This window comes from Bradyrhizobium acaciae (genome assembly GCF_020889785.1).
Taxonomy (GTDB): domain Bacteria; phylum Pseudomonadota; class Alphaproteobacteria; order Rhizobiales; family Xanthobacteraceae; genus Bradyrhizobium; species Bradyrhizobium acaciae.
Window position 1 is genome coordinate 1 of sequence record NZ_JACMYK010000079.1, and the last position, 24,880, is coordinate 24,880.

Genomic DNA, 24,880 nt, shown 5'->3' on the forward strand with positions numbered 1-24,880 from the left:
CGCCGCGCTCGGTTTCGTGACGGCGGCAAGCGCGGCCGCGTGGGCCGGTGCGCCGCCGGCATCCGGCATGTGCTGGTACTACACCGACCCCTCGAGAACACAGGGCTTCTGGGACTATTGCCCTCGGTAAGACGCGAACGGGTGCACCGCCATGCTTCGCCCAGACATCGCCTCCGCTGATCCAGAGCCCGACGATCGCGTCCAGACCGACGGTGACATGGTCTGGATTCCCGGCGGCACGTTCCGCATGGGCTCGGACCAGCATTATCCCGAGGAAGCGCCGTCGCATCGGGCGTCGGTCGATGGCTTCTGGATCGATCGCACGCCGGTGACCAACGCCCAATTCCGCGAGTTCGTGCGCGACACCGGCCACATCACGGTTGCCGAGCAGCCGCCCGATCCGGCGCAATATCCGGGCGCGTTGCCCGATATGCTGTACGCCGGCTCGCTGGTGTTTTGTCCGCCGCGTCGGGTTACTACCCTGCGCGACTGGAGCCAGTGGTGGACCTTCATGCGGGGGGCGAACTGGCGCCGTCCCTACGGCCCGCGCAGCAACATCAACGTGCTCGGCAGCCATCCGGTGGTCCACGTCGCCTATGCCGACGCGCTCGCCTACGCCAAATGGGCCGGCAAGGAGCTGCCGACCGAAGCCGAGTGGGAGTTCGCGGCGCGCGGCGGGCTCGAAGCCGAGGAATATGCCTGGGGCAATGCCCTGACGCCAGGCGGCAGGCACATGGCCAACACCTGGCAGGGCAATTTCCCGTTGCAAAATCTCTGCGAGGACGGTTTCGACCGCACTTCGCCTGTCACCGCGTTCCCGCCGAATGGATACGGCGTCCACGACATGATCGGCAATGTCTGGGAGTGGACCGCCGACTGGTGGTCCGCCCGTCATGAGGCCGACGCCGCAAAACCCTGCTGCATCCCGCAGAATCCGCGCGGCGGCCGCGAGGACGCGAGTTACGATTCCTGCCAGCCCGCGATCAGGATTCCGCGCAAGGTCCTCAAGGGCGGCTCGCATCTCTGCGCGCCGAACTACTGCCGCCGCTACCGCCCGGCTGCCCGTCACGCCGAGCCGGTCGATACCTCGACCAGCCATGTCGGCTTCCGCTGCGTGGTGCGGCGACCCGCTGCCGTCTCTCACCCACCGGACTGAAGACCTTTGCAATGTAGGGAGTTTGCTATGAGCAACGACGCCGACAACAACAAGCAGACCGTCAAGAACCAGGCGATCGACCGCCGCAACCTGTTGCTGGGTACATCGACGCTTGTGGCAGCAGCGACATTGACCTCCGCAGCGCTGGCGCAAACGCAAAAGGCCGCGCCGGCCACAAGCCCGGCACCCGCCGCGCCATCCGGCCGCAAGCCGAATATCCTGGTGATCTGGGGCGACGACATCGGCATCGCGAACATCAGCGCCTACTCGAATGGATTGATGGGGTATGAGACCCCGAACATCGACCGCATCGGCCGCGAAGGCATCAAGTTCCAGCACTATTACGGCGAGCAGTCGTGCACCGCAGGCCGGTCGGCGTTTCTCACCGGTCAGCACATCATGCGATCCGGACTGAGCAAGGTCGGCTACCCCGGTGCACCGATGGGCATGAGCCAGCTCGATCCGTCCGTCGGCGGCCTGCTCAAGAATCTGGGCTATGCCACCGGCCAGTTCGGCAAGAACCACGTCGGCGATCGCAACGAGTCGCTGCCGACCGTCAACGGCTTCGACGAGTTCTTCGGCAACCTCTATCACCTCAATGCCGAGGAAGAGCCGGAACTGCCGGACTACCCCAAGGACCCGGCCTACCGCGCGAAGTTCGGGCCGCGCGGTGTTTTGCGTTGCAAGGCAACGGATCGCGACGATCCCACCGTCGATCCGCGCTTCGGCAAGATAGGCAAGCAGACCATCGAGGACACCGGCGCGCTGACGAAGAAGCGGATGGAGACGATCGATGACGAGACCTCGGCGGCGGCGATCGACTTCATGAAGCGGCAGCAGAGCGCCGGAAAGCCGTTCTTCTGCTGGTTCAACTCAACGCGCATGCACCTGCGTACGCATGTCCGGCAGGACCATCGCGGCCGCTATACCCATGGCGACAGCGAATATATCGACGGCATGATGGAGCACGACGACATCGTCGGTTCGCTGCTCAAGACGCTCGATGATCTGGGAATCGCGAACGACACCATCGTGGTCTATTCGAGCGACAACGGGCCTCACATGAACACCTGGCCCGATGGTGCCATGACCTGGTTCCGCTCCGAGAAGAACACCAACTGGGAGGGCGCTTTCCGGGTGCCGTGCCTGGTCCGCTGGCCGGGTGCGATCAAGCCTGGCACCGTGACCAACGAGCTGATGAGCCACAACGACTGGATTCCGACGCTGTGCTCGATTGCCGGTGAACCCGAAATCGTCAACAAGCTGAAGGCCGGCTACACCGCGAACGGCATCAACTACAAGGTCCATCTCGACGGCTACGACCAGTCCGCGTTCCTCCGCAATGTGAGCGGAACGGCGGCCAATAACGGTGGGACCAAGAGCGCCCGGGACAAGTTCTTCTATTCGGACGACGATGGCCTGCTGGTGTGCTTCAGGCAGGGTGACTACAAATATGTCTTCTCCGAGCAGCGCAAGGAAGGAACGATGGGGCTGTGGGCCGAACCCTTCACCACGCTCCGCCTGCAGAAGATATTCAACCTGATGCAGGACCCCTTTGAGCGGGCCGACATCACGTCCAACACCTTCTGGGATTGGAATCTCAATCACGTCGGTGGTGCCTACGGGATGATGGAGGAGGTGTTCCAGTTCGTCGCGACGTTCAAGGAATTTCCGCCTCGTTCGTTCCCGCCAAGCTTCAACCCCGCCAACATCATGGAAAGCATGATGAACGGGCTCAAGCAGAAGAAGGCGCTGACCGACGGAATGGATGTGGAGAAGGTCCGCGCCGAACTCAACAAGATCATCCAGCAGCAACTCCAGAGCCGCTGACGCCGTGACCCGGCCTACCCCTCGGCGGGCCGGGTCCACTTCGATCTCAAACGAAACGCAGTCGAGCATCATGTCGGTTCCACTCGCTCGCCTTATCCGGCAGATGCTCTTGATGGTCCTGCTTGTGCTGGGCTGCAGCGTCATTCCGTGCAACGCGGCTCTCGCGCAGGCCGATCCGTTGCCGTCCTGGAACGACGGTGCAGCGAAGGAGGCGATCGTCGGCTTCGTTGCGCGCGTCACCAAGCAAGGCACTGCGGACTTCGTGCCGCCGGCCGAGCGGATCGCCACCTTCGACAATGACGGCACGCTGTGGACCGAGCAGCCGTTCTATTTCCAGCTCGCCTTCGCGCTCGATCGCGTCAAGGCGATGGCGCCCGAGCACCCGGACTGGAAGACGCGGCAGCCCTTCAAGGCGCTTCTCGAGAAGGACACCAAGGCGTTGGCCGCGAGCGGTGAGAAGGGCCTCTTGCCGATCATGGCGGCGACGCATGCCGGCATGACCACGGATGCGTTCGCGAGCTCGGTGCGTGACTGGCTCGCGACCGCAAGGCATCCGCGCTTCAACCGGCCGTATGACAGCCTGGTCTACCAGCCCATGCTGGAGCTGCTGGCCTATCTCAGGGCCAACGGCTTCAAGACCTTCGTCGTCTCCGGCGGCGGGGTCGAGTTCATGCGGCCGTGGATGGAGCGGGTCTACGGCATCCCGCCGGAGCAGGTGGTGGGCTCGTCCGGCGTGGTGAAATTCCAGATCGGCGCCGACGGCAAGCCTGACCTGATGAAGGAAGCCAAGGTCGAGTTCATCGATGACGGCCCGGGCAAGCCGGTCGGAATCAACCGGTTCATCGGCCGCCGTCCGATCTTCGCGTTCGGCAACTCCGATGGCGACCTGCAGATGCTGCAATGGACCATGGCGGGCGCGGGCGCGCGCTTCGCCGGCATCGTGCATCACACCGATGAGGTTCGCGAATACGCCTACGACCGCAAATCGAAGATCGGCAAGCTCGACAAGGCACTCGATGCGGCCGCCGCGGGCGGCTGGACCGTGGTCGACATGAAGCAGGACTGGAAGGAGATCTTTCCACCCCTGGCCACCGGTGCCGCGAAGGAGACGAAGCCATGAGCGGCTACGACATCTTCGCCTGGATCGTGCTCGTCATCCTGATCGCCAGCGCGATCGCAGTGTTCTGCATCGCGGGCTGGCTGCCGGGGCATATCGCGAAATCGCGCAATCACCCCTATGCGCAAGCCGTGATGGTCGCCGGATGGATCACCTTGATCTGCGGCTTTGCGCTGTGGCCGGTCGCCTTGGTCTGGGCCTATGTCGACGTGCCGGCGCCCCGCCGGGCGGGAGATGCGTGATGGGTATCGCGATCATCAACACCTATCTGGTGCTGCTGTTCCTGCTGGTGCATTTCAAGATCGTGCGCTTCAACCTGTTCTGGAAGGCGTCTCCCTTCATCGTGCTGGTGCTGGTGATGTTCGGCCTGCTCGTGCCGATGGGCTGGGGCGCGCCGCAGGGCTCGGCGCTGGTGGTGCGCAATGCGGTATCGATCGTGCCCGAAGTCGCAGGCGAGGTGACCGAGGTGCCGGTCGTCGCCAACGCGCCGCTGAAGGCGGGTGATGTGCTCTTCAAGATCGATCCGACGCCCTATGATGCGCAGGTCAAGGCGATCACGGCGCAGCTCAAGCTGTCGAAGACGCGGCTGGCGCAGATGACGACGCTCTATGAGCGCGATGCGGGGCGCGGCTTCGACGTCGAGCAGCGGCAGTCCGAGGTCGATCAGCTCAGCGGCCAGCTCGAGGCCGCGCAGTGGAACAGCGACAAGACGGTGGTACGCGCGCCGGCCGACGGCTACGTCACCAACCTCGCGCTGCGCAAGGGCGCGCGGGTGGCGAACCTGCCGCTGTCGCCAGTGATGGCGTTCATCGACACGTCGAACACGATTATCGGTGCCGAGATCAACCAGATCGATGCACGCTATGTCGAGCCAGGTCAGGAGGTGGAAGTCACCTTCAAGTTTGCACCGGGGCAGATCTTCGCCGGCAAGGTCGAGAGTGTGCTGCAGGCGGTGGCGACCGGGCAGGCGCAGACCTCAGGGACAGCCATTCTTCCGAAGGCGATCGAAGCGGTCCCGTTCGTGGTGCGGGTCAAGCTTGACGACGTCGCCTTCGCGAACCGCCTGCCGGCGGGCGCGACCGGTACGGCTGCAATCTACACCGACCACATGAAACCTACCCACATCGTGCGACGTGTGATTCTGCGCCAGATTGCGATCGTCAACTACGTCAATCCATTCTAGGTGCGTCCATCGCCAAGGGCCCTCATGAGACAGCTAATTCTCGCCACTCTCGTTCTAGCATCGATGCTGGCGCCGGCGCGCGCAGAGACTACGCCAGAAGAGGCACGCGCAATCGCAAGGGATGCCTATGTCTACGGCTTCCCGCTGGTGGACAGTTATCGCGTCCAGTACTCCTATTTCGTGGATCGCACCTCGCCTGAGTTCAAGGCGGGCTGGAACACGCTCGTCAACAATGCTCGCGTCTATACGCCCGACGACAAGTCGATTCAAACGCCGAACTCCGACACACCCTATTCCTATGTCGGGGCCGATTTGCGCGCCGAGCCGCTGGTGTTCACGGTGCCGGAAGTCGAGAAGGGCCGCTACTATTCGCTGCAATTCATCGACATGTACACGTTCAACTTCGCTTATGTCGGGAGCCGGGCGACCGGCAATGGCGCCGGCAACTACCTGTTGGCCGGGCCGGGCTGGAAGGGCGAGAAGCCGAAGGGGATCAAGCAGGTCATCCGCTCCGAAACCGAATTCGCATTCGTGCTGTATCGCACGCAGCTCTTCGGCCCCTCCGACATCGACAATGTGAAGAAGCTTCAGGCGGGCTACAAGGTCCAGCCTCTGTCGGCGTATCTCAGCAAGCAGGCGCCTGCGGCGGCGCCGACAATCGATTTCATCAAGCCGTTGTCTTCGGAGCAGGAGCGGACCTCGCTGGAATTCTTCAACGAGTTGAATTTCATTCTTCGGTTCTGCCCGACGAATCCGGTCGAAAAGACGATGATGGCGCGCTTTGCCGGGATCGGCATCGGGGCAGGAAAGAAGTTCGACGCCGCCGCGTTATCACCGGAGATGCGCAAGGCGCTTCAGGACGGCATGGCCGAAGCCTGGAAGAGCTTTGCCGTATACAAGGAAACCCAGCTCGACACAGGAAAGAAGACCAGCGCGGACGGATTCGGCACGCGGGCTGCCCTGAAGGGCAATTATCTGGCCCGGATGTCTGCCGCGGTGCTCGGCATCTACGGCAATTCGAAGGATGAAGCGATCTATCCGGTCTATTTCATCGATGCCGACAAGCAGAAACTCGAAGGCACGAACCGCTATGTGCTGCGGTTTGCGCCCGGGCAACTACCCCCGGTCCGGGCGTTCTGGTCGTTGACGCTCTACGAATTGCCGGCGAGCCTGCTCTTCGCCAACCCCTTGAACCGTTACCTGATCAATTCGCCAATGCTCCCGGACCTCAGGCGCGATGCCGACGGCGGCATTACGCTCTATGTGCAGAGCGAGTCGCCAGGCAAGGACAAGGAGTCAAACTGGCTGCCTGCGCCCAAGGGACCGTTCTTCATGGCAATGCGGCTCTATTGGCCGAAGCCGGAGGCCTTGCAGGGCAGGTGGAAAGCGCCGCCGCTGAAGAAAGCTAACTAGAGCACAGTCACACGAATCCAAGAAGGAAATTGAGCGATGACCATCAGACGCATTGGCCTTGCCCTTGTCATGACGGCGGCGGCAGTTTCCGCGGTTCAGGCGCAGTCTCCCGCAAGCAATACCGTGCCCGTCACCGTCGGCAATTTCATCCGCGCCGAGTCGGACCTGTATCTGGGCAACATTGCCAAGGGCAAGGGTTTCGCCGAGTTCAACCATCGCCGCGAACCGGCGCCGCTCGATGACCAGAGCGTCATACGTCTGAACCGCGACACGCTGTATTCCGGCGCTGTGTTCGATCTTGACGCGGGACCGGTGACGATCACGATGCCCGACGCCGGCAAGCGCTTCATGTCGATGCAGGTGATCAACCAGGATCACTATGTGGTGGAGGTCGACTACGGGGCCGGCGCCCGGACCGTGACGCGGGCCAAGGCTGGCACGCGATATGTCGTGGTCGCTATTCGCACCTTGGTCGATCCGGCCAATGCCAGTGACGTCGAGCAGGTCCATAAGCTGCAGGATGCCATCAAGGTCAGCCAGAAGAGCGCCGGCAAGCTCGAATTGCCGAACTGGGATCAGGCCAGCCAAAAGAAGGTTCGTGATGCTTTGCTGGTTCTCGCGACCACGATCCCCGACTTCAAGCGCGCCTTCGGCACCAAGGAGCAGGTCGATCCCGTGCGGCATCTGATCGGTACTGCGGCGGCGTGGGGCGGCAACCCGGACAAGGACGCGATCTACCTGAACATCACGCCGGCGAAGAACGACGGAACGACTGTCTACAAGCTCAACGTCAAGGATGTGCCGGTCAATGGCTTCTGGTCGGTCAGCGTTTACGACGAGAAGGGTTATTTCCAGAAGAACCAGTACAACGCCTATACGCTGAACAATCTGACTGCCAAGCGCAGCGATGACGGGGCGATCGCTATCCAGTTCGGCGGCTGCGACGGCAAGATTTCCAACTGCCTGCCGACCACCAACGGCTGGAACTATACCGTCCGGCTCTACCGGCCGCGTGCGGAAATTCTGAACGGAAAATGGAAATTCCCGGAGGCGCAGGCGGCCAACTGAAGCGCATGCGAATCCGCTACGATTGCTTGAACGAAGTGGTGAGATCAGAATGAGGATGGTCAAAAATCACAGGCGCGCCGTAATCGGCATCATTGGCGCACTCGCACTGTCGGCAACGCCGCATGCAGCGTTGGCCGATGCCGGCGGATTGAGCTTCTGGCTGCCCGGCGCGTTCGCGAGCCTGACCGCCGCGCCGGCCATGCCTGGCTGGGCCTATGAGACGATCTACATTCACCTCGACCAAAGCGCCAACGCGGGCAAGAATTTCGTGATCGGCAACCGCGTGCCCGGATCGGTCGTCGCTGGTCTCAACGCGCATGCAGACGTTCTCGTGGAAGGATTTACCTACACCTGGACTCAGTCCGTGCTTGGGGGCCAGGCCGCCGTAACCTTCCTTGCCGCGCCGGGAAATGTCGGCGTCGGTGTCGACGCGACGCTGACGGGGCCGCGGGGCAATACCGTCTCGGGCGTCGCAACCGACAACCGCAACACGGTCTCCGATGTCTTCTATCAGGGCACCCTGAAATGGAATCAGGGCGTCAACAACGAGATGTTCTACATCTTCGGCAACATCCCGAGCGGGACCTACGACAGCACCCGCCTCGCCAATCTCAGCTTCGGATTCACTGCGATCGACGTCGGCGGCGCCTATACTTACCTCAATCCTGAATCCGGCCAGGAATTCTCGGTGCTGGCGGGTGTCACCTACAATGGAATGAACAAGGATCTTCAGTACCAGAACGGCATCGACTTCCACGTCGATTGGGGACTTTCGAAGTTCGTCGCCAAGAATGTGCATGTCGGCGTCGCCGGCTACTATTTTCAACAGCTCACCGGCGACAGCGGAGCCGGCGCGAAGCTTGGCGATTTCAAGGGACGGGTCGCCGGCATCGGCCCGCAGGTCGGCTTCATATTCCCGGTCGCCGAGGGCTATCAGGGCTATCTGAACCTGAGAGGCTACAAGGATTTCGCCGCGGAGAACCGGCCGGAGGGATGGACTGGCTGGGTGACGTTCCAGCTCTCGCCGGCCGCGCCCACCACCACACCGACCAAGCCGATCGTTCGGAAGTATTAAGAGGAGGAGGCGAACGGCAAGCCCGATGAGTGACGCGCGTGCGACCAGCCGGAGGCCGGTTCGGATCGGCTTCCGGGCCTCGATCATCACGGTGTTCATTGCCGCGGTGCTGGTGGTCGGACTGACGCTGGTCTATCTCAGCTTCAGGCGGGTCTCGTCGATCACGCAGATGGCCGCGAGCACCTTCATCGACAAGGTGGGGCAGCTCGGCGCCGACCGCATCGACGCGCAGTTCAAGAACGTGCGCGACAGCCTCGAGATCCTGGCGGGGCTGCCGGCCATTCAGGAGGCCGACATCGTGGACAACAGCAGGCTGTACGGCCTGCTGGCCTCGATGCTGCGCAACAATCCGCAGATATTTAATCTCTATGTCGGCTACGAAGACGGCTCGTTCCTGGAGATGGACGTCATCGATCGCGCCAAGCCGCAATTCAGGGCGGCGCTGAATGTCGATCCCGACGCGGTCTATCGCCTGGTCGTGATCGCCCGCACCGGTGCGGCCGCTGCGGCGCCGGTGACGCTGTTCCTCTCGGAAAACCTGATCCAGGTCGCGGAGGTGGCGGGGCCCGAACACTACGATCCGCGGCAGCGGCCCTGGTATGTCGAGGCCTTCAGGGATCGCAAGACGTTGCTCACCGGGCCCTATGTCTTCTATGCGACCGGTGAGCCCGGCTACACGCTGCGCACGCCGCTGAAGGAGGGCCGCCGCGGCGTGGTGGCCGCCGATCTCCTGCTCAATCGCCTCGAGGAGATGCTGAGCCGGCAGAAGCTCGGCAAGTCCGGGCTGGCCTTCCTGTTCAACGATGCTGATCGCATCGTCGGCCATCCCGAGATGCGCGATCTGATGGCCGGGCACAGCGACGCGCTGCCCGGGATCGACGCCATCAAGCTGCCGGGCCTGTCTGCTGCAATCCAGGCCTGGCGGAGCGATGGGGGCGCGCAGCAGTTCTTCACCGATGGCGACGGGCGGACGCTGGTTGCAGCCTTTCACCGCATCGAGACGGCCGGCCCGGCCAACATCCGCCTCGCGGTGATCGCCCCGCTCGACGAGTTCTTCGCCAAGATCATCTCGGAGCGGCGCGCGCTGTTCGCCATCGCGCTCGCCTTTGTGGTCGCGATGCTGCCCTTCGCATTCTGGCTCGGCTCGCTGCTGGCACGGTCGCTACGTGAGCTGGCGCGGCAGACCGACGAGATCCAGCACTTCCAGCTCGCCGACCAGCCGCGGATGCAATCGGCCATCGACGAGATCGACGAGTTGGGCCGTTCGGTGTTCACGATGCGTACCGTGGTGCGCAATTTCTCCAGCTTCATCCCGCAGCCGATCGTCCGTCAGCTGATGGAGTCCGGTGCTTCGCTGCAACTCGGCGGCGTCAGGCGCGAGGTCACGGTCCTCTTCACCGACGTCGCCGACTTCACCGCGAAGACGGAGAAGGCCGATCCGTCGCAGGTCATGATCTTCACCTCGCGCTATTTCGCGGCGATGTCTGAGGCGATCATGAAACACCACGGCACCATCGACAAGTTCATCGGCGACGCCGTGATGGCACTGTGGAACGCGCCGGACGAGGATCCCGATCACGTCATTCATGCCTGCGAGGCCGTGCTGGATTGCCTGCACCGCAACGCCGAATTGAACCGGGTGTTCCGGAGCGAAGGCTGGCCGGCCTATACCACACGGTTCGGCCTGCATCTCGGCGACGCCGTGGTCGGCAACGTCGGCTCCGCCGACCGCATGAACTACACCGCACTCGGTGCGACCATCAATCTGGCCTCGCGCCTCGAAGGTCTCAACAAGAGCTACGGCACGCAGGTGCTGGTCAGCGCAGCCGTGCGGGCGCGCGCCGAACACAGGTTTGCGTTCCGCAGCGTCGACCAGATCCGGCCGAAGGGCTTTGCCGAGGCGATCACGGTCTACGAGCTCTGCGGCGAGCGCGGCGATTCGGAGCTGACGTTCTGCGCGCGCTGGGAAGTGGTCTACAACTCGATCCGGTGTGCGGAGCCCGCCACCGCGCTGCTGCGCATCGCCGATTTCCTGGCCGAGTATCCCTGGGATGGCGTCGCGCAATATCACGCCGAACGGCTGCGCAATGCCGTTCAGCGGCCGCTGCTCGATCCCTCGGAGCACTGAGATGCAGGTCGAGGGAGGTCCGTTGTCCCGCAAGACCAGTCGGCGACGCGTCCTCATCGGAGCTGCGCTGGGGGCTGCCGCGCTCGCGACGCCAGCAATCGCCCTGAGCCGGGCCGGGCTGCGGCTTGGCTATCTCCATGTCGTCGCCGTCGACGGCCAGATTCTCACCGGCCTCGATCGCGGCTCGTTCGACCGGGAAGGGATCGATTTCGACCTGATCGAGTTCGGCACCGGCCTCGAGGTGGTGGAGGCGATGGCGGCCGGCAAGCTCGACGTGCTGTCGGCCGGTGCCGTCATCTCGAGCCTGCTGCCGCGCGGCGGCTACACCGCGTTCCTCGTCAACGATATCGAGGTCGCGACCGCTCAGCTCTGGGTCCGGCCGGACAAGGGCGTGCGGACCTTTGCGGACCTGCGCGGCAGGCGCATCGCGACCACCAGGATGAGCACGGCCCATATCTTCCTGGATCGCGCATTGCGCGCCAACGGCCTCTCGCTGGCCGATGTCGAAATCGTGAACAACAATATGTCCGCGGCGGTGAGCGCGTTCATCGCGGGCGAGGTGCCTGCGGTCGCGCTCTGGGTTCCGTTCAACATCGCGGTGCGCCAACAAGTGCCCGGCGCCATCAAGCTGGTGGACGCATCCGCCTACTATCCGCAGTCGGCCGTGATCGGCGGCTGGGTTGCCCGGCAGGACTATTTTGGCGCCAATCGTGACGTCTTCGCCCGGATCATTCGCGGCTGGGCCGACGCCAACGACCACATGCTTCGCAACGGCACGGCCGCGGCCGAGATGTTGCAGAAGCAGCATTATCCCCAGGCATCGGTCGCCGACATCGAGGCGGCGCTGGCGGCGCAGAAGATGTTCTCGTCGCGGGAGTGGAAGCGACTCTATGCCGACGGTACCGTGATCAAGTGGCTGCAGCAGGTCAGCGACTTCTTCGCGACCGAGGCGAGGATCGCAGCTGCAACGCCGGCCACGCAGTATTTCGATTCGACGCTCTATCTCTCGACGATCTAGAGCTCCAGCGCGGCGACTAGGCCGCCATCAGTTGCTCAAGCGCAACAGCCTGTTCGCGGGTCTGGAATGCGATCGCGGTGTGCGTAAAGCCGGTCGAGGCCTGGGTCTGCGCGATGTGATTGAGGACCTCGGTCCCCTTGACCACGTGAAGGTCCATTCCAGGGCCGGCCGGAAAAATGCCGAGAACGACGTCATAGGCCTCGACGATGGCCTTCAAGGCGCCGCCCTTGTCTTCCGACGCGTCGATGAAGATACGAACATCCGCGGCGATACTACGAAGTTCGTCAAAGTCGATCACTGGAAGTCTCCTATACGCAACGCACTGATCGATCCTAGCTACAACTTGCTTACTGAAACATAAATTACACCCGGTTCCGCGCCGGACAACCAATGCTAGACGCCGGTCGGCGATCGCCGCTTGGCGATGCGTTTGACCGGCGCATGAGCCGGCACGGCATCCCCGCTCTGGTCGGCCATGTGAGAAATGCGCTGCTCGATGTGATCGACGACACGGAAGAAGGCCTCCAGCGCCTCGGCGTCGAGGCCGGCCGTGAGATTGCTATGGCGGCGCAGGATTTCGTCGAGGCTGCGGTCGAGCAGCGCGACGCCCTCGGCTGTCAGGCGGATCTCGGTCCGGTTCCGGGCGCTGCCTCGGACAGGGGTCAGCTCGATCAGCCCCTTCTTCCTCAGCGACGTCGTCTCGCGGCTGACGACGGCCTTGTCCAGTTGCGCGTTGGTCCAGATGTCGTAGGCGCTCGCGGGCTCATGCTCCCTGAGAAAGGACAGCACCCGCCATTCCGCGAGCGACACGCCGTAGGCTTGCGGGAAGAACGCGTTGGCATTGGCGCGCAGCTTCGCGACCAGGCTCGAAAGCACCGTCGGAACGTAACGTTCGAAATCGATCACCAGCTCGGAGCGCGCGTCCTCCAGCGGGGCGCGGCGCGGGGCAGGGGCCTTGGTGCGGCTTGTGGCAGTGCGGCTTTTCATTCTTTCACGAGTTGAGAGCGCGCGATCAAGACCAGGACCGCCGCGAGGAGGAGCACGCCTGTTACCACGAGGAATCCGATGGTGAAACCGCCCGAGGCGTCCTTGGCGCGTCCGATCACGATCGGGATCGTCGCACCTCCGATGCTGCCGATCATGCCGACCAGTCCGATCGCGCCCGGTGCGCTCTGCCGCGACATGTAGGACTGCGGGATCGTCCAGAATACGGCCTGCGTGCCATAGACGCCGACATTGGCGACCATGAACCCGATGATGATCCAGACAGGCGACGTCGAGAAGGCGGCGATGGCAAAGCCGGCGGCGGCGATCACGAAGGTCATTGCCGCATAATAGAAGCGCTCGCCGACATGATCGGAATGCCGCGACAAGGCAATCATGCCGATCAGCCCGGCGATCGGCGGGATCGCGGTCACGAAGCCGACCTGCGAATTCGGCAGGCCGAACGACTTGATGATCTGCGGCAGCCAGGGGAACAGCGAGGCCAGCCCGCAGAACAGGCCGAAATTGCACAGGCCGAACAGCAGCACCATCGGCTTGGTGATGGTCCGCAGCACGCCCTCGGCATGCACCACCCCGGTTGCCTTGGCGTCGCGCTCCAGCGCGCCGATCAGCCAGTTGCGCTGTGCGGCCGACAGCCAGCTCGCCTGCTGCGGGCGATCGGTCAGGTAGAAGATGCCGACGATTCCGAGGATGATGGGCGGCACGCCTTCGAGGATGAACAGCCATTTCCAGCCGGCGATGCCGAACGTTCCATTCAATTCGAGGATCGCGCCCGAGATCAGCGAGGCGAAGATATAGGAGATCGGCACCGCATAGTTGAACATCGCGTTGTAGCGGGCGCGATAGCTGAACGGAAACCAGAGGCTGAGCAGCAGCATCACGCCGGGAAACAGCCCGGACTCGGCAAAACCGAGGAAGCCGCGGAATGCATAGAGGCTCAGCGGGCCCTGCGTGAACGCCATCAACACCGTGGCGATGCCCCACAGGATCGCGATCCGCGTCAGCGTGATCCGTGCGCCGTATTTGGCGAGGATCAGATTGCTCGGGATCTCGAAAATGGCATAGGTGAAGTACATGATCCCGACCGCGATGCCGAACATCTCGGCGTTGAGCCCGAGCTCCTTGTTCATCTGCAGTGCGGCAAAGGAGATGTTGCCGCGGTCGAGAATGGCGAGGAAGTACATCGCCATCACGAACCACATCAGGCGCAGCGCGACCTTGCGGACCGTGCTGCGTTCGATCTCCGGATCGGCGGTCGCAATCGCCGCCTTGTCCATCACGACTTCGCTCATCCCTGTTTCCCCCGATTCTTGATTTTCGTGGTGTTGATTATGCGGGCAGGCAGACTTCCAGCCGGTCGCCTGCCACCCGGACGGGATAGGTCTGGATGTCGATCTCGACCGGGCTGGTCAGCGCCTCGCCGGTTCGGATGTCGAAGCGGCCCATATGCAGCGGACATTCGATCTCGCAGCCGTCCAGCATGCCGTCGGACAGCAGCGCCTCCGCATGGGTGCAGATGTTGCTGGTGGCGTAGAATTCATTGCCGACGCGATAGAGCGCGATGTGATGCCTGCCGATTTCAATGCCGTGCGGCTCGCCTTCGCTCAGCGCGCTGAGTGCGGCAGCTTCGTGCCAGGTTCCCTGATCCGTCATATGTTCTCTCAGATGCTGTAGAAGTCGAGCACGGTCGGGACGCGATCATTGACCAGCGTGATGACCTTGCGCGCGATCTTCCAGGTGTCGCCTTCACGTCTCAGCGTGTGCTCATAGCGCCCGTGGCGCAGATGCTCCTTCGCCACGCGCGGGTCGTAGACGTGAACCGCGAACACCGAGTGGCAAACAATCTCGTCAGGTCCGGTCGCGGATGCCTCGAGGTTCGAGACCTGATGCACGGTGCGCGGTAGCGGCAGCGCGGTGATGGATTTGCGTGACTCGATGCGCGCGATCCGCTCTTCCAGCCCGCGCCGCGCATCGTGGTAGAGCAGCGAGACCTGCGTGTCGGGATCATTGGTGGTGGTGTATTCGTCCAGCCATCCTGGTACCCAATAGACCGCATCTTCGCTGTACATCGCGACCCAGTCGGCCCATTCGCCGGTGTCGAGCAAGCGGGCCTCGCGGAAGATGGTCGCGGCTGCGACAGCGTGGGCTTCCGTTTGCATGGTCGTGCTTGCAGCCATCACACGCTCTCCCCAGCGGCATGCTGCAACAGCCTGCGCCACTCGCGATACCCAGGATGGAAATTGGTCTCGCCGCCGAAGCTGGTCGGGCCGAACGACCATTCGGACGGGGTTACGCCGAGTTCGCGCGTATGCAGGCTCTCGCCGTGGCCAACGTCGGCGACGCCGCGCAAATAACCTTGCGTGGGTGCGGCGGTCGTCGCGTCGTAACCGGTCTGGCAGAATTCATACATTACATTGTCGTCGGAGCTCGCGAGACCTGACGCGTTGAAGAAGTCTTCGTAGTTGCGGATACGCAGCGTGCGCGCGGCGGCACTTTCGCCGACCGGAGCAAGGCAATGCGACACCATCTCGGTCTTGTCGGGCGCCAGCGGTCGCCAGGTCCGCACCTGCGCCGACAGGATGTCGATGACCTGGAGGTTGGGGAAAATCGTGAGGTTACGCTGGCGAAGCATCCACTTGGCGCGGGTGCTGCCGACGCGCTGCCGCACGGCATCGAGACGCGCCGGGTCCCTCCCGAGCGGACGGCCATAGAGCTGCGTGCGCTTGATCGACCAGTTGACGGCGTGGCCATAGTCGAAGCTGAAACTGCCTTGGCCTTCCTGCTCGCCTTCCGGCTCAACCGTGAATCCGGCGTCCGGTCCGGCGGTGGTGTTGCGCTTCTTGAGGATATCGACGTAGGAGCTGTGGGTGGTCGCGAAATGATAGTAGTCGAGACCGTTCTCGAACTGCAGCTTCCAGTTTGCGTCGAACGTATAGGTGCTGGCGCCCGGCACGAACTCGACTTCACCGCTGTCGCTCTGATCGATGATGAGGTCGAGGAAGGTGCGGGTGTCGCCGAGGAAGTCTTCGAGCGGCGGAACGTCGGCCGAAAGGCTCGCGAACAGGAAGCCGCGATAGGCGCCGAGCCGGGCGACCGGAAGCAGGTCGTGATTTTGGTTCGAGAAAGAGGGCGGATACTGCCCGCTCGCTTCCTCCGTCACCGAGATGTTGCGCCCGCTCGAATCGTAGGCCCAGCCGTGGTAGCGGCAGACGTGAAACTTCTGCCGGCCCTGCTTGAACGGGCAGACGATGGTTCCGCGATGCCGGCAGGTGTTGAGGAATGCGCCGACCTTACCGTCGGCGCTCCGCATCACCAGGATTGGATGCCGACCGATATGGGTGGTGACGAAGTCGTTGGGCCGGGCGATTTGGGATTCCAGGCCGATGAAATTCCACGTGGCCTCGAACACATGCCGGAGCTCGGCCTCGAACACCTCCGGATCGCTGAAGATCCGACGATCGACCTGGAAGATGCGTTCGGCGGGGCGATCGTCAATCAGCCGGGAAATCTCCCGCAGCCTGGCCGCGTGGCTCTGCGAAGCAGCATTCATAGCGTTCTCCCTTCGGTCGACCGCCGGCTGCACAGGCGGACCCCAAGGTCGCCTGCAGAGCCATTGCAGTTCACGGCTCCCGTCGTTCCACGACGTGAGCAGCCGGCTTGATCGCCAATCTTGGGGTGACTCTATAGTTGTCATGACAACCATGGTCAAGTCGATTGGGTGCCAAGGGCGTAGCTCGGGGAGAGTCAGGTCTTGCGCGCCGGCGCCGTCAGGATAATCCCCTCATCGATCAGCGCGCGGCAGATGTTCTTCAGCACCGCCATCGCTTCGCGCGTTGCCCGGCTGACCGGCCGGCCGCGCGGCAGCGCCAGCACGCGCTCGGCGCGCATCCACGGTAACAGTGCCGCCGATAGCGCACCCGCGGCCACCTCCTGGTGAATGCCGGAGAAGGGCAGCAAGGCATAGCCGAGGCCTGATGCCACCATGCGCTTCATCGGGGTGCTGTTGTCGACCCGCACCGCACAGAGCATCGTCGACGGGAACGGGTTGCGGCTGAGCGGAGCCACCGCGGATGGCAGGGCGTCGAACTCCTTGCGGGTCAGCCTGCCGCGCTTCAGCCGCGGATCACGCGCCGGTCCGATCAGGAACACCTGTTCGACCATGAGCAGTTCATAGTCGAGGTGATCGTTGGGAGGCGGCGTCGTCACGATCGCCAGATCGAGCTCACCTCGCAGCAGGCGTTCCGATGCGTTCTCCGTCAGGCCCTCGTTCAACTCGAGCCGCACGCGTGGAAACTGCTTCACGAATGTCTGGGCAAGCGGCGGATAGAGGATGTCGCCGAGGCTCGGCGGCGCGCCGATCCGCACCGTGCCGCTCGGCTCGCGATTTTCCGTGCGCACCTCGGCCTTGATGTCGTCGACGGTCCCTAGCAGCCAGCGTCCTCGCGCGAGCAGCACCTTGCCGGATTCCGTGACGGAGACGCCGCGTGCGCCGCGCTCGAGCAGGGCGCCGCCCAGTTCGGCTTCGAGCTCCTTGACGTGACGGCTGAGCGCCGACTGGGCAACGTTCAATGTGCTCGCGGCGGCGGCAAAGCCGCCACGCTCGGCGACGGCAACGAAATAACGGATCTGCCGCAGGTCCATGATGGTCGCTCCATCTCCATCTCAGATTGAGATGGATACCATATCAAACATGTTCTTGTGAGATAGCAAAAAGAGCGCAGTCTCCGCTCAACGATCAAACCGAGGAGACACCAGCATGGGCATCGCCATCGACGAGGCACGCCAGACGTCCGTATTCATCGCAGGCGGTGGGCCGGTCGGCCTTGCGATGTCGCTGCTGCTCGACCGCTTCGGCATCGACTGCGTGGTGGTCGAGAAGAGCGCGACGACGACGGATCATCCCAAGTCGCGCGGTTGCTGGGTCCGCACCATGGAGATCTTCCGGCAGTGGGGGATCGAGCAGGCGATCCGCGACCGTGGCCTGCAGGACAACTCCGACATGTTCGTGTTCCTCGACAGCATCGCTGGACACGAGTTCGGCCGCACCCGTCCCGAACCGAATGTCGGCCATACGCCGGCCTGGAAGAGCCTGGTCGCCCAGGACGCCGTCGAGGAGGAAATCCTGCGGGTGGTCGAGAAATCAAAACACGCCACGGTCCTGTTCAACACGTCGTGCGAGTCGTTCGAGGAGACCAACAGCGGCGTCAATGTCACGACACGTTGCGAAAAGACCGGCGAGGTGACGCAGTGGACGGCGACTTACCTGATCGCCGCCGATGGCGCGGGCAGCCAGACGCGGCGCAGCGCCGGGATCGAGATGGTCGGTCCGTCGACACTGGCGGTGATGTCGAATGAGTATTGGCGCGCCGACCTGTCGCGGCTGCCGATCGCACGCGAGGCCGCCGGCTTCATCATCGTCCCGGACAGACCCGATCTGCCGCGCGCCGGCATCCTGAACACCAACGGCAGGGATCGCTGGCTGACGGTGACGCAGATCGGCCTGACCAAGGACGATCGCGAGCGGCCGTGGACCGACCAGGAGTTCATCGAGATCGCACGCGGCCATGCCGGCATTCCGGACCTCGACGTCACGCTTCTGAACCGTTCGATCTGGCGCGTCAGCATGCAGGTCGCCGAGACCTTTCGAAAGGGCCGGGTGTTTCTGGTCGGCGATTGCGCGCACCGCTTTCCGCCCACCGGCGGCTTCGGCCTGAACTCCGGCGTTCAGGATGCGCATAATCTCGCCTGGAAGCTTGCCTTCGTGCTGAAGGGCCTCGCGGACGAGAAGCTGCTTGACAGCTATTCCAGCGAACGCCGCCCGATCGCGCAGTCCAATGCCAATTTCAGTTACGGGAACAGGCTGCGCTTCGGGCTGACCGACGACGCCGTGCGATCGCGAGATCCGGACCGGATCAAGTTCTGGATCAACGACATGGACAATCATCTGCACAGCATCGGCCAGAACCTCGGGCACAATTACGAGGAGGGTGCGGTGATCCCCGACGGCACCGTCGCGAAGGCGTTGAACTCCCGTTACTACACGCCGACCGACCGTCCCGGCGCGCGCTTTCCGCATATGTGGCTCGAGCCTTCGCGCAAGAAATCCACGCTCGATTGGTTCGATAAGGAGTTCACCGTCGTCACCGGCCCGCTCGGCGGAGAGTGGCTGGAGGCAGGCAAGCAGGTATCGGCGAAAACCCGCCTGCCGCTGTCGCTCAAGCAATTGCCGTCGGCCGATCCGGCGGACGGCTTCCAGCTCGGCATGCGCGGCGCCGTGCTGGTGCGCCCCGATGGGCATGTGGCTTGGCGGATGCCGTGGCTGCCGTCGGACCCGGCGAAGGAATTGGCCGGCGCGCTTTCAACGCTGCTGCATTAGCGGGAGGCGCCCAATGCAATCGTTCGAATCCAGCGGCGTCGTCACGGCGTTCGAGAAAACCGGGCATGGCGCACCGATCGTGCTGCTGCATGGCGGTGAGGCCGATCATTCGATGTTCGACGGCCTTGCGCCCGCATTGGCGGCTGATTTCACCGTGATCGCTTACGATCAGCGCGATTCCGGCGGCACCAGAAATCCGCCGTCATCCTATTCGCTGGCCGATCTGGCAGATGATGCCGCCGCTTTGATCGGAGGGCTCGGCTACGATCGTGCCCATGTTTTCGGAACCTCTCTGGGGGGGCAGATCGCGCAGGTGCTGGCGGCCCGCCATCCCGACAGGATCGACCGCCTGATCCTGAGCAGCACCTGGAAGGTCAACAGAAGCCCGCTGGACGTCAATGCGGATGTCTTCCGCACGCTCGCTTCCTACCGCGCGGACACCATCGCCAACGCACCGAAGATTGCGGAGTTCTTCTTTCCGCCGGATTACCTGCGCGTGCGGCCCGAACTGATCGAGATCTTCCGTGGCTCCAGCCGCGACGAGGGCCAGAAGGCGCGACGTGGCGCCTTGCTCGCGCAGCCCGTCGCCGCCGATCTCGCAGGCTTCGATCGCCCGACGCTGCTGCTGGTAGGCGGCGACGACCGGCTGATCCCGAATGCGGAGACATTCGCGCTCGCCCGCGATCTCACGAACGTCGAGATGAAGACCATCGCGGGTGTCGGCCATGTCGCGTCGATCCAGGCGCCCGAGCGGGTAGCCGAGGCGGTGACGGCATTTCTGAGTTCAAAAAAGAAGGCGGCTTGACAACAACAGGGGGGAGACCATGCCTGAGCAGGCGAATGCGGTGCCGTTCGACGAAGCGCCGGTGACGACGCGCTATTGGCTATCGATCATCATCTTCGCCGTCAGCGGCGTGGTCGATTTCTTCGATTTCTTTGTGGTCGGATTTCTGGTCTCGGTGCTGGCGCCGAAGTGGCACCTGACGTTCGGGCAAACATCGATCATGCTGATGAGTGCCGGCATCGGGGCAATGCTGGGCGCATTCGTTGCGGGGGTCCTTGCAGATCGTCTGGGGCGCAAGCCGTTGGCGGTTGCGGGCGTCCTGCTTTGCGGCCTGACCTCGGGCGCGATCGCGTTCATTCCGGAAGATGGCTGGGTTGCGTTTGCGGTTCTGCGCTTCTTTGTGGGCTTCGGCCTTGCCGCGGGCGCCGCAGCGGCAGTTCCTGCCATCGTCGAATTCGCACCAACCCGTCATCGCACGCTGGTCACGAGCCTCGTGGTCGTTCCGGTCGCCTTTGGTGTGCTTTCGGCATCGGTCACGGCGAGCTTCCTGCTGCCGCTGGTCGGCTGGCGCGGACTGGCCGCGGTCGGGTTTCTGCCGATCATCCTCGGCGTTCTGACCATGATCATCATGCCGGAATCGCCGCGCTGGCTCATCAGCAGGGGCCGCGTGCGCGAGGCGCAGGCGAGCATCCGGAAACTCTACCGGGTCGGCGGCGACGAGTTCACCTTGCCCACGCCGCCGCCGGCGAACACGGCGACGTTTGCCGATCTCTTTGCCGAGCAGCGGCGCTTCTGGCTGACGGTTCTGATCTGGTTCGGCGCCAGCACGGCAAACTACGGTGTGTTCCTGTGGGGACCGACCATCGTGGCGCTGCTGCTTGGCGTCGCGCCGCAGGAGGCGGCGAAGATGTTCATTTACGTCAGCCTCGCTGGGGTCCTTGGGCGGACCGGGTTTGCGTTCCTCGCGAATCGGATCGGCCGCAGGCCCTGCGGCCAGTTGATGGGCTATGGCACCGCGGTTTCGCTGGCGCTGGCTGCCTACTTCCACAACGACTTTGCCGGCTCGGTGCCGCTGTTCCTGGTCTTCCTGATCGTCGGCGCCGTGTTCTTCGACGGCGGATTCTCGAACATCGGTCCCTATCCCGCCGAGATCTTTCCGGTTCAGCTGTCGGGACGCGCGGTCGGCCTCGCCCAGCTCTCGAACGGGGTCGGCAAGATCGTGGGTCCCCTGTGCCTCGCTTTGATCGCCGGTGCCGACAATCTCGTGCATCCAAGCGCGACCGCCGCGGCGGTGATGCCGGCGTTCTGCTTTCTTGCCGCTGCAGGCCTGCTGATCGGGCTCGCCTTTACGTTCCTCGGCGTCGAGCCGCACGGAAGCCCGGTGGCTCTGTTCGGCGAGAATGCAGGCGCCGCACCAAAATCGTTGGCCGCGAAAACGGCAACCTGAGACGACGGAAGGTCAACCCATGGACAATGCACTCGACACGATCGCGACGGCGGCACCGTTCGACACCGAAAAGCTCGATCGGCTGATGGATGAGGCGGGGCTCGACATCCTGATCGTCACCTCGCGCCACAACACGCAGTACCTGCTTGGTGGGTATCGCTTCTTCTTTTTCGACGTCATGGAGGCGATCGGCACCAGCCGCTATCTGCCGGTGTTCGTCTATCAGAAAGGACATCCGGAACATTCCGCCTACATCGGCAACCGCATGGAAAAATTCGAGCAAGAGCTCGGACGGATATGGACACCGACCGTCAAGGCGGGAGCGTGGGGAACGACCGATGCGATCGGGCTTGCGATCGATCATGTGAGGAAGCTGGGCGGCGCGGCCAAGCGCGTCGGCATCGAGGCAGGCTTCCTGCCCGCCGATGCCAGGGATCATCTGTTCGCCGGGTTCAACAATGTCGAGTTCCGCGAAGCTCATTTCACGCTCGAGCGCCTACGTGCGGTAAAGTCTCCCGTCGAACTCGACCTCATCCGGGAAGCGTCCGAACGGGTCGTCGATGCGATGATGGCGACGTTCAAGGCCTGCGCGCCGGGGATGACCAAGAACGATGTCGTCGCTCGTCTGCGCCGCGAGGAGCAGGAACGCGATCTGGTCTTCGAATATTGCCTGATTGCCGCAGGCAAGAGCCATAACCGGGCGCCGTCGAACCAGCTTCTCGGAGAGGGCGACGTGATCTCGATCGATTCCGGAGGAAACTATCGGGGCTATATCGGCGACCTCAGCCGCATGGGCATCTTGGGTGAGCCCGACAGCGAGCTGCGCGCGTTGCTTCAGGAGATCGAGGACGTCCAGCAGGTGGCCCGGCGCGCGATCCGGCCGGGCGCCTTGGGTGGCGACATCATTGCCGCAGGCGAGGCTGCAGTGAAAACGTCTCCGCATCGCGCCGTGCTCGACTTCACCGCGCACGGAATCGGGCTTGTCAGTCATGAAGCGCCGCGCCTGACCGCGACCGGCCCGGTGCCTTACGCGCCGTATGATGCGGATCGGCCGCTCGAATGTGGAATGGTGATCTCGATCGAAACGGCGCTGCTGCATGCGGCGCGCGGCTACATCAAGCTGGAGGACACGCTGATCGTTTCCGAAGCGGGCTGGGAAGCGCCCGGAGACCACGGTCGGCAATGGAATTCGTCGCGTCTCACTGCGTGAGGTGGTCGGCGTCAGGCGCGCCATTTTCGGCTGGGTCGCCGATTCAGCCCACGCGACAAATTCTGAATATTAGAAATGTACCCCTGAGTTGCCCGACATGTCAAGTCGCCCGGTCGGCGTCGGCTGCCGTCGGCACCTTTGCATGGGGTTGTTTTCGATATTTTGGCGGCTCCCCCTGCTGCGCTCGACCGGGCGATTGATCCGGCGGTCTTTGCTTCACGCCAGCCTCCGGTCATGCGATGCTCCGGGCCGGATGCAGCGGCCGGCTCCGTGCCGTCTGCTCGCCGGGTCGGCGCCGACGATGGGCAGGTGCAACCGATATGGATTGCCTCCCCATCGACAAAAGCGACCCGATGACCGCTGCCGCCGACGCGCTCCGCGACTACGCCCAAAGCATCCTGACCGCCCGTGTCTACGACGTGGCCGTCGAGACCCCGCTCGATCCGATGCCGCGGCTCTCGGAACGCTTGTCGCGCAGCGTGTTGCTGAAGCGGGAAGACTTCCAGCCGATCTTCTCGTTCAAGCTTCGTGGTGCCTACAACAAGATCGTCAGGCTGCCGGATGCGCAGCGAAGGTCGGGCGTGATCTGCGCGTCGGCGGGCAACCACGCGCAGGGGGTGGCGCTGTCGGCGCGCAAGCTCGGTATTCCCGCGACCATCGTGATGCCGCGGACGACGCCCGCCATCAAGGTCGAGGCGGTCCGGCGTCTCGGCGGCGACGTCGTGCTGCATGGCGACACCTTCGATGACGCACAAACCAAGGCCAGGGAGATCGAGGTCGCGCGCGGACTGACCTTCGTGCACCCGTTCGACGATCCCGACGTGATTGCCGGCCAGGGCACCGTGGGGATGGAAATCCTGCGCCAGCATCCCGATCCGATCGAGGCGATCTTCGTGCCGATCGGCGGTGGCGGGCTGGCGGCCGGCGTGGCCGCCTTCGTGAAATTCCTGAATCCCTCGATCAAGGTCATCGGTGTGGAGCCGGCAGACGCAGCGTCGATGGCGGCGGCGCTCGCCAAGGGCAACGTCGTCGCGCTGGATCAGGTCGGGCTGTTCGCCGACGGCGTCGCTGTCCGCAAGGTCGGAACCGAGACGTTCCGCCTCTGCCGCGACCTGCTCGACGAGGTCGTTACCGTGGACACCGATGCCATGTGCGCCGCCATCAAGGATATCTTCGACGATGTGCGATCGGTCGCCGAACCTTCCGGCGCATTGGCGCTCGCCGGCCTCAAGGCCTACGCCGAGCGCGGAGCGCTGAGCGACGGCAGCCTGATTGCCGTCAACAGCGGGGCCAATCTGAATTTCGACCGGCTGCGCACCATCGCCGACCGCGCAGAAGTCGGCGAGCATCGCGAGGCACTGCTCGCCGTGACCGTGCCGGAGCAGCCCGGCAGCTATCGGCACTTCATCCGCATTCTCGGCTCGCGGGCCATCACGGAATTCAACTACCGCTTCGCCGAGACCACCGCGCCGGCGCAGCTCTTCGTCGGCATCGCGCTGAGCCGCGGCGAAGCCGAGAAGCGTGAAGTCATGGAGCTGCTTCGGCGCGAAGGCTATCCGATCCTGGATCTGAGCGAGAACGAGATGGCCAAGGACCATGTGCGCTACATGGTGGGTGGTCGCGCGCCGTTGCTCAAGGATGAAGTGATCTACCGCTTCGAGTTTCCGGAGCGTCCCGGCGCGTTGCTGAAATTCCTCGAGAGCCTGGCGCCCGACTGGAACGTTTCGCTGTTCCACTACCGAAATCACGGTGCCGACTACGGGCGCATCCTGGCAGGTATCGAAATCAAGCCCCAGGAGCGCGCCCGGTTCGTTCAGGCGCTGGATGCACTTGGCTATCCCTACTGGAACGAGAGCGAAAATCCGGCCTATCGCCTGTTCCTCTCCGCCGAGAAGAGGTGAAGCGCGGAGCGGATCCCGGATCAGCGATCCGCATTCAATTGCCGGCGATAGTGTTCGGCGTCCCAGTCGGCAACGCGCGCTCATTCTCGGCCGTCAGATAGTTGATCCGTGCGGCCAGAGGCAACCGGCAGGTGACCAGTGCTGAAGAGGCAATCCGTGTTGAAGAGAA

The 24,880-nt window shown here is 63.6% G+C and carries 22 protein-coding genes; 15 read left to right on the top strand and 7 right to left on the bottom strand.

Features of this window, described 5'->3' with window-relative positions; translation table 11 throughout:
* The first annotated feature begins 151 nt into the window (after window positions 1–151).
* The 10 genes from H8A92_RS25615 (at window position 152) to H8A92_RS25660 (ending at window position 11,988) form a co-directional block, all read left to right on the top strand.
* Window positions 152–1,156, top strand: coding sequence for a formylglycine-generating enzyme family protein (locus H8A92_RS25615; protein ID WP_229198331.1), 1,005 nt, complete (start codon window positions 152–154; stop codon window positions 1,154–1,156).
* Between the two features lie 27 nt (window positions 1,157–1,183).
* Window positions 1,184–2,986 (top strand): arylsulfatase, encoded by a 1,803-nt coding sequence (locus tag H8A92_RS25620; protein WP_229198332.1) that lies wholly within the window; start codon window positions 1,184–1,186, stop codon window positions 2,984–2,986.
* Window positions 2,987–3,098: 112 nt separating this feature from the next.
* Window positions 3,099–4,106 (top strand): HAD family hydrolase, encoded by a 1,008-nt coding sequence (locus tag H8A92_RS25625; RefSeq protein ID WP_229198359.1) that lies wholly within the window; start codon window positions 3,099–3,101, stop codon window positions 4,104–4,106.
* Complete coding sequence (locus tag H8A92_RS25630) at window positions 4,103–4,345, top strand: DUF3302 domain-containing protein (protein ID WP_229198333.1); 243 nt, start codon at window positions 4,103–4,105, stop codon at window positions 4,343–4,345. Before H8A92_RS25625 ends, H8A92_RS25630 begins: the two co-directional genes overlap by 4 nt.
* Window positions 4,345–5,286: an HlyD family secretion protein gene (locus H8A92_RS25635; RefSeq protein WP_229198334.1), complete on the top strand. Its 942-nt coding sequence runs from the start codon at window positions 4,345–4,347 to the stop codon at window positions 5,284–5,286. Before H8A92_RS25630 ends, H8A92_RS25635 begins: the two co-directional genes overlap by 1 nt.
* Window positions 5,287–5,310: 24 nt before the next feature.
* Complete coding sequence (locus H8A92_RS25640) at window positions 5,311–6,699, top strand: DUF1254 domain-containing protein (RefSeq protein WP_420831366.1); 1,389 nt, start codon at window positions 5,311–5,313, stop codon at window positions 6,697–6,699.
* 36 nt (window positions 6,700–6,735) lie between these two features.
* Window positions 6,736–7,767 carry a DUF1254 domain-containing protein gene (locus H8A92_RS25645; RefSeq protein WP_229198335.1) on the top strand — a complete coding sequence of 344 codons (1,032 nt, stop codon included), beginning with the start codon at window positions 6,736–6,738 and terminating at the stop codon, window positions 7,765–7,767.
* 49 nt (window positions 7,768–7,816) lie between these two features.
* On the top strand, window positions 7,817–8,842 hold the full coding sequence (locus H8A92_RS25650) for a SphA family protein (RefSeq protein ID WP_229198336.1): 1,026 nt from the start codon (window positions 7,817–7,819) through the stop codon (window positions 8,840–8,842).
* A gap of 25 nt (window positions 8,843–8,867) precedes the next feature.
* The gene (locus H8A92_RS25655; protein ID WP_229198337.1) at window positions 8,868–10,970 is read left to right on the top strand and encodes an adenylate/guanylate cyclase domain-containing protein; all 2,103 of its coding nucleotides are present in this window, start codon (window positions 8,868–8,870) and stop codon (window positions 10,968–10,970) included.
* A gap of 1 nt (window position 10,971) precedes the next feature.
* Window positions 10,972–11,988, top strand: a complete 1,017-nt coding sequence (locus tag H8A92_RS25660; RefSeq protein WP_229198338.1) for an ABC transporter substrate-binding protein — start codon at window positions 10,972–10,974, stop codon at window positions 11,986–11,988.
* Window positions 11,989–12,004: 16 nt separating this feature from the next.
* Here H8A92_RS25660 and H8A92_RS25665 read toward each other — a convergent pair whose 3' ends face one another.
* From H8A92_RS25665 to H8A92_RS25695, 7 genes are all read right to left on the bottom strand, one after another.
* Window positions 12,005–12,286, bottom strand: a complete 282-nt coding sequence (locus tag H8A92_RS25665; protein WP_163156126.1) for a hypothetical protein — start codon at window positions 12,284–12,286, stop codon at window positions 12,005–12,007.
* 95 nt (window positions 12,287–12,381) lie between these two features.
* Window positions 12,382–12,975 (bottom strand): MarR family winged helix-turn-helix transcriptional regulator, encoded by a 594-nt coding sequence (locus H8A92_RS25670; RefSeq protein ID WP_229198339.1) that lies wholly within the window; start codon window positions 12,973–12,975, stop codon window positions 12,382–12,384.
* Complete coding sequence (locus H8A92_RS25675) at window positions 12,972–14,285, bottom strand: MFS transporter (protein ID WP_229198340.1); 1,314 nt, start codon at window positions 14,283–14,285, stop codon at window positions 12,972–12,974. The genes H8A92_RS25670 and H8A92_RS25675 overlap by 4 nt, the downstream gene beginning before the upstream one ends.
* 37 nt (window positions 14,286–14,322) lie before the next feature.
* Entirely contained in the window at window positions 14,323–14,646 is a 324-nt protein-coding gene (locus tag H8A92_RS25680) for a non-heme iron oxygenase ferredoxin subunit (RefSeq protein WP_229198341.1), read from the bottom strand.
* A gap of 8 nt (window positions 14,647–14,654) precedes the next feature.
* Window positions 14,655–15,170: an aromatic-ring-hydroxylating dioxygenase subunit beta gene (locus H8A92_RS25685; RefSeq protein ID WP_229198342.1), complete on the bottom strand. Its 516-nt coding sequence runs from the start codon at window positions 15,168–15,170 to the stop codon at window positions 14,655–14,657.
* Window positions 15,170–16,543, bottom strand: coding sequence for an aromatic ring-hydroxylating oxygenase subunit alpha (locus H8A92_RS25690; RefSeq protein ID WP_229198343.1), 1,374 nt, complete (start codon window positions 16,541–16,543; stop codon window positions 15,170–15,172). The genes H8A92_RS25685 and H8A92_RS25690 overlap by 1 nt, the downstream gene beginning before the upstream one ends.
* A gap of 194 nt (window positions 16,544–16,737) precedes the next feature.
* A complete protein-coding gene (locus H8A92_RS25695; protein ID WP_229198344.1) occupies window positions 16,738–17,634 on the bottom strand; it encodes a LysR family transcriptional regulator in 897 nt (298 codons plus the stop codon).
* 115 nt (window positions 17,635–17,749) lie between these two features.
* Here H8A92_RS25695 and H8A92_RS25700 point away from each other — a divergent pair, with 115 nt between their 5' ends.
* The 5 genes from H8A92_RS25700 (at window position 17,750) to ilvA (ending at window position 24,711) form a co-directional block, all read left to right on the top strand.
* Window positions 17,750–19,369, top strand: a complete 1,620-nt coding sequence (locus H8A92_RS25700) for an FAD-dependent monooxygenase (protein WP_229198345.1) — start codon at window positions 17,750–17,752, stop codon at window positions 19,367–19,369.
* Between the two features lie 13 nt (window positions 19,370–19,382).
* Entirely contained in the window at window positions 19,383–20,174 is a 792-nt protein-coding gene (locus H8A92_RS25705; protein WP_229198346.1) for an alpha/beta fold hydrolase, read from the top strand.
* Between the two features lie 19 nt (window positions 20,175–20,193).
* Window positions 20,194–21,600, top strand: coding sequence for an MFS transporter (locus tag H8A92_RS25710; RefSeq protein ID WP_229198347.1), 1,407 nt, complete (start codon window positions 20,194–20,196; stop codon window positions 21,598–21,600).
* Window positions 21,601–21,619: 19 nt separating this feature from the next.
* Complete coding sequence (locus tag H8A92_RS25715; RefSeq protein WP_229198348.1) at window positions 21,620–22,810, top strand: M24 family metallopeptidase; 1,191 nt, start codon at window positions 21,620–21,622, stop codon at window positions 22,808–22,810.
* 353 nt (window positions 22,811–23,163) lie between these two features.
* On the top strand, window positions 23,164–24,711 hold the full coding sequence (gene ilvA / locus H8A92_RS25720) for a threonine ammonia-lyase, biosynthetic (RefSeq protein ID WP_229198349.1): 1,548 nt from the start codon (window positions 23,164–23,166) through the stop codon (window positions 24,709–24,711).
* Window positions 24,712–24,880: the final 169 nt, after the last annotated feature.

Bases quoted from the DNA above. Each gene is read 5' to 3' on its own strand.
- H8A92_RS25615 (WP_229198331.1), top strand. From the start codon at position 152: ATGCTTCGCCCAGACATCGCCTCCGCTGATCCAGAGCCCGACGATCGC.
- H8A92_RS25620 (WP_229198332.1), top strand. From the start codon at position 1,184: ATGAGCAACGACGCCGACAACAACAAGCAGACCGTCAAGAACCAGGCG.
- H8A92_RS25625 (WP_229198359.1), top strand. From the start codon at position 3,099: ATGGTCCTGCTTGTGCTGGGCTGCAGCGTCATTCCGTGCAACGCGGCT.
- H8A92_RS25630 (WP_229198333.1), top strand. From the start codon at position 4,103: ATGAGCGGCTACGACATCTTCGCCTGGATCGTGCTCGTCATCCTGATC.
- H8A92_RS25635 (WP_229198334.1), top strand. From the start codon at position 4,345: ATGGGTATCGCGATCATCAACACCTATCTGGTGCTGCTGTTCCTGCTG.
- H8A92_RS25640 (WP_420831366.1), top strand. From the start codon at position 5,311: ATGAGACAGCTAATTCTCGCCACTCTCGTTCTAGCATCGATGCTGGCG.
- H8A92_RS25645 (WP_229198335.1), top strand. From the start codon at position 6,736: ATGACCATCAGACGCATTGGCCTTGCCCTTGTCATGACGGCGGCGGCA.
- H8A92_RS25650 (WP_229198336.1), top strand. From the start codon at position 7,817: ATGAGGATGGTCAAAAATCACAGGCGCGCCGTAATCGGCATCATTGGC.
- H8A92_RS25655 (WP_229198337.1), top strand. From the start codon at position 8,868: ATGAGTGACGCGCGTGCGACCAGCCGGAGGCCGGTTCGGATCGGCTTC.
- H8A92_RS25660 (WP_229198338.1), top strand. From the start codon at position 10,972: ATGCAGGTCGAGGGAGGTCCGTTGTCCCGCAAGACCAGTCGGCGACGC.
- H8A92_RS25670 (WP_229198339.1), bottom strand. From the start codon at position 12,975: ATGAAAAGCCGCACTGCCACAAGCCGCACCAAGGCCCCTGCCCCGCGC.
- H8A92_RS25675 (WP_229198340.1), bottom strand. From the start codon at position 14,285: ATGAGCGAAGTCGTGATGGACAAGGCGGCGATTGCGACCGCCGATCCG.
- H8A92_RS25680 (WP_229198341.1), bottom strand. From the start codon at position 14,646: ATGACGGATCAGGGAACCTGGCACGAAGCTGCCGCACTCAGCGCGCTG.
- H8A92_RS25685 (WP_229198342.1), bottom strand. From the start codon at position 15,170: ATGGCTGCAAGCACGACCATGCAAACGGAAGCCCACGCTGTCGCAGCC.
- H8A92_RS25690 (WP_229198343.1), bottom strand. From the start codon at position 16,543: ATGAATGCTGCTTCGCAGAGCCACGCGGCCAGGCTGCGGGAGATTTCC.
- H8A92_RS25695 (WP_229198344.1), bottom strand. From the start codon at position 17,634: ATGGACCTGCGGCAGATCCGTTATTTCGTTGCCGTCGCCGAGCGTGGC.
- H8A92_RS25700 (WP_229198345.1), top strand. From the start codon at position 17,750: ATGGGCATCGCCATCGACGAGGCACGCCAGACGTCCGTATTCATCGCA.
- H8A92_RS25705 (WP_229198346.1), top strand. From the start codon at position 19,383: ATGCAATCGTTCGAATCCAGCGGCGTCGTCACGGCGTTCGAGAAAACC.
- H8A92_RS25710 (WP_229198347.1), top strand. From the start codon at position 20,194: ATGCCTGAGCAGGCGAATGCGGTGCCGTTCGACGAAGCGCCGGTGACG.
- H8A92_RS25715 (WP_229198348.1), top strand. From the start codon at position 21,620: ATGGACAATGCACTCGACACGATCGCGACGGCGGCACCGTTCGACACC.
- ilvA (WP_229198349.1), top strand. From the start codon at position 23,164: ATGACCGCTGCCGCCGACGCGCTCCGCGACTACGCCCAAAGCATCCTG.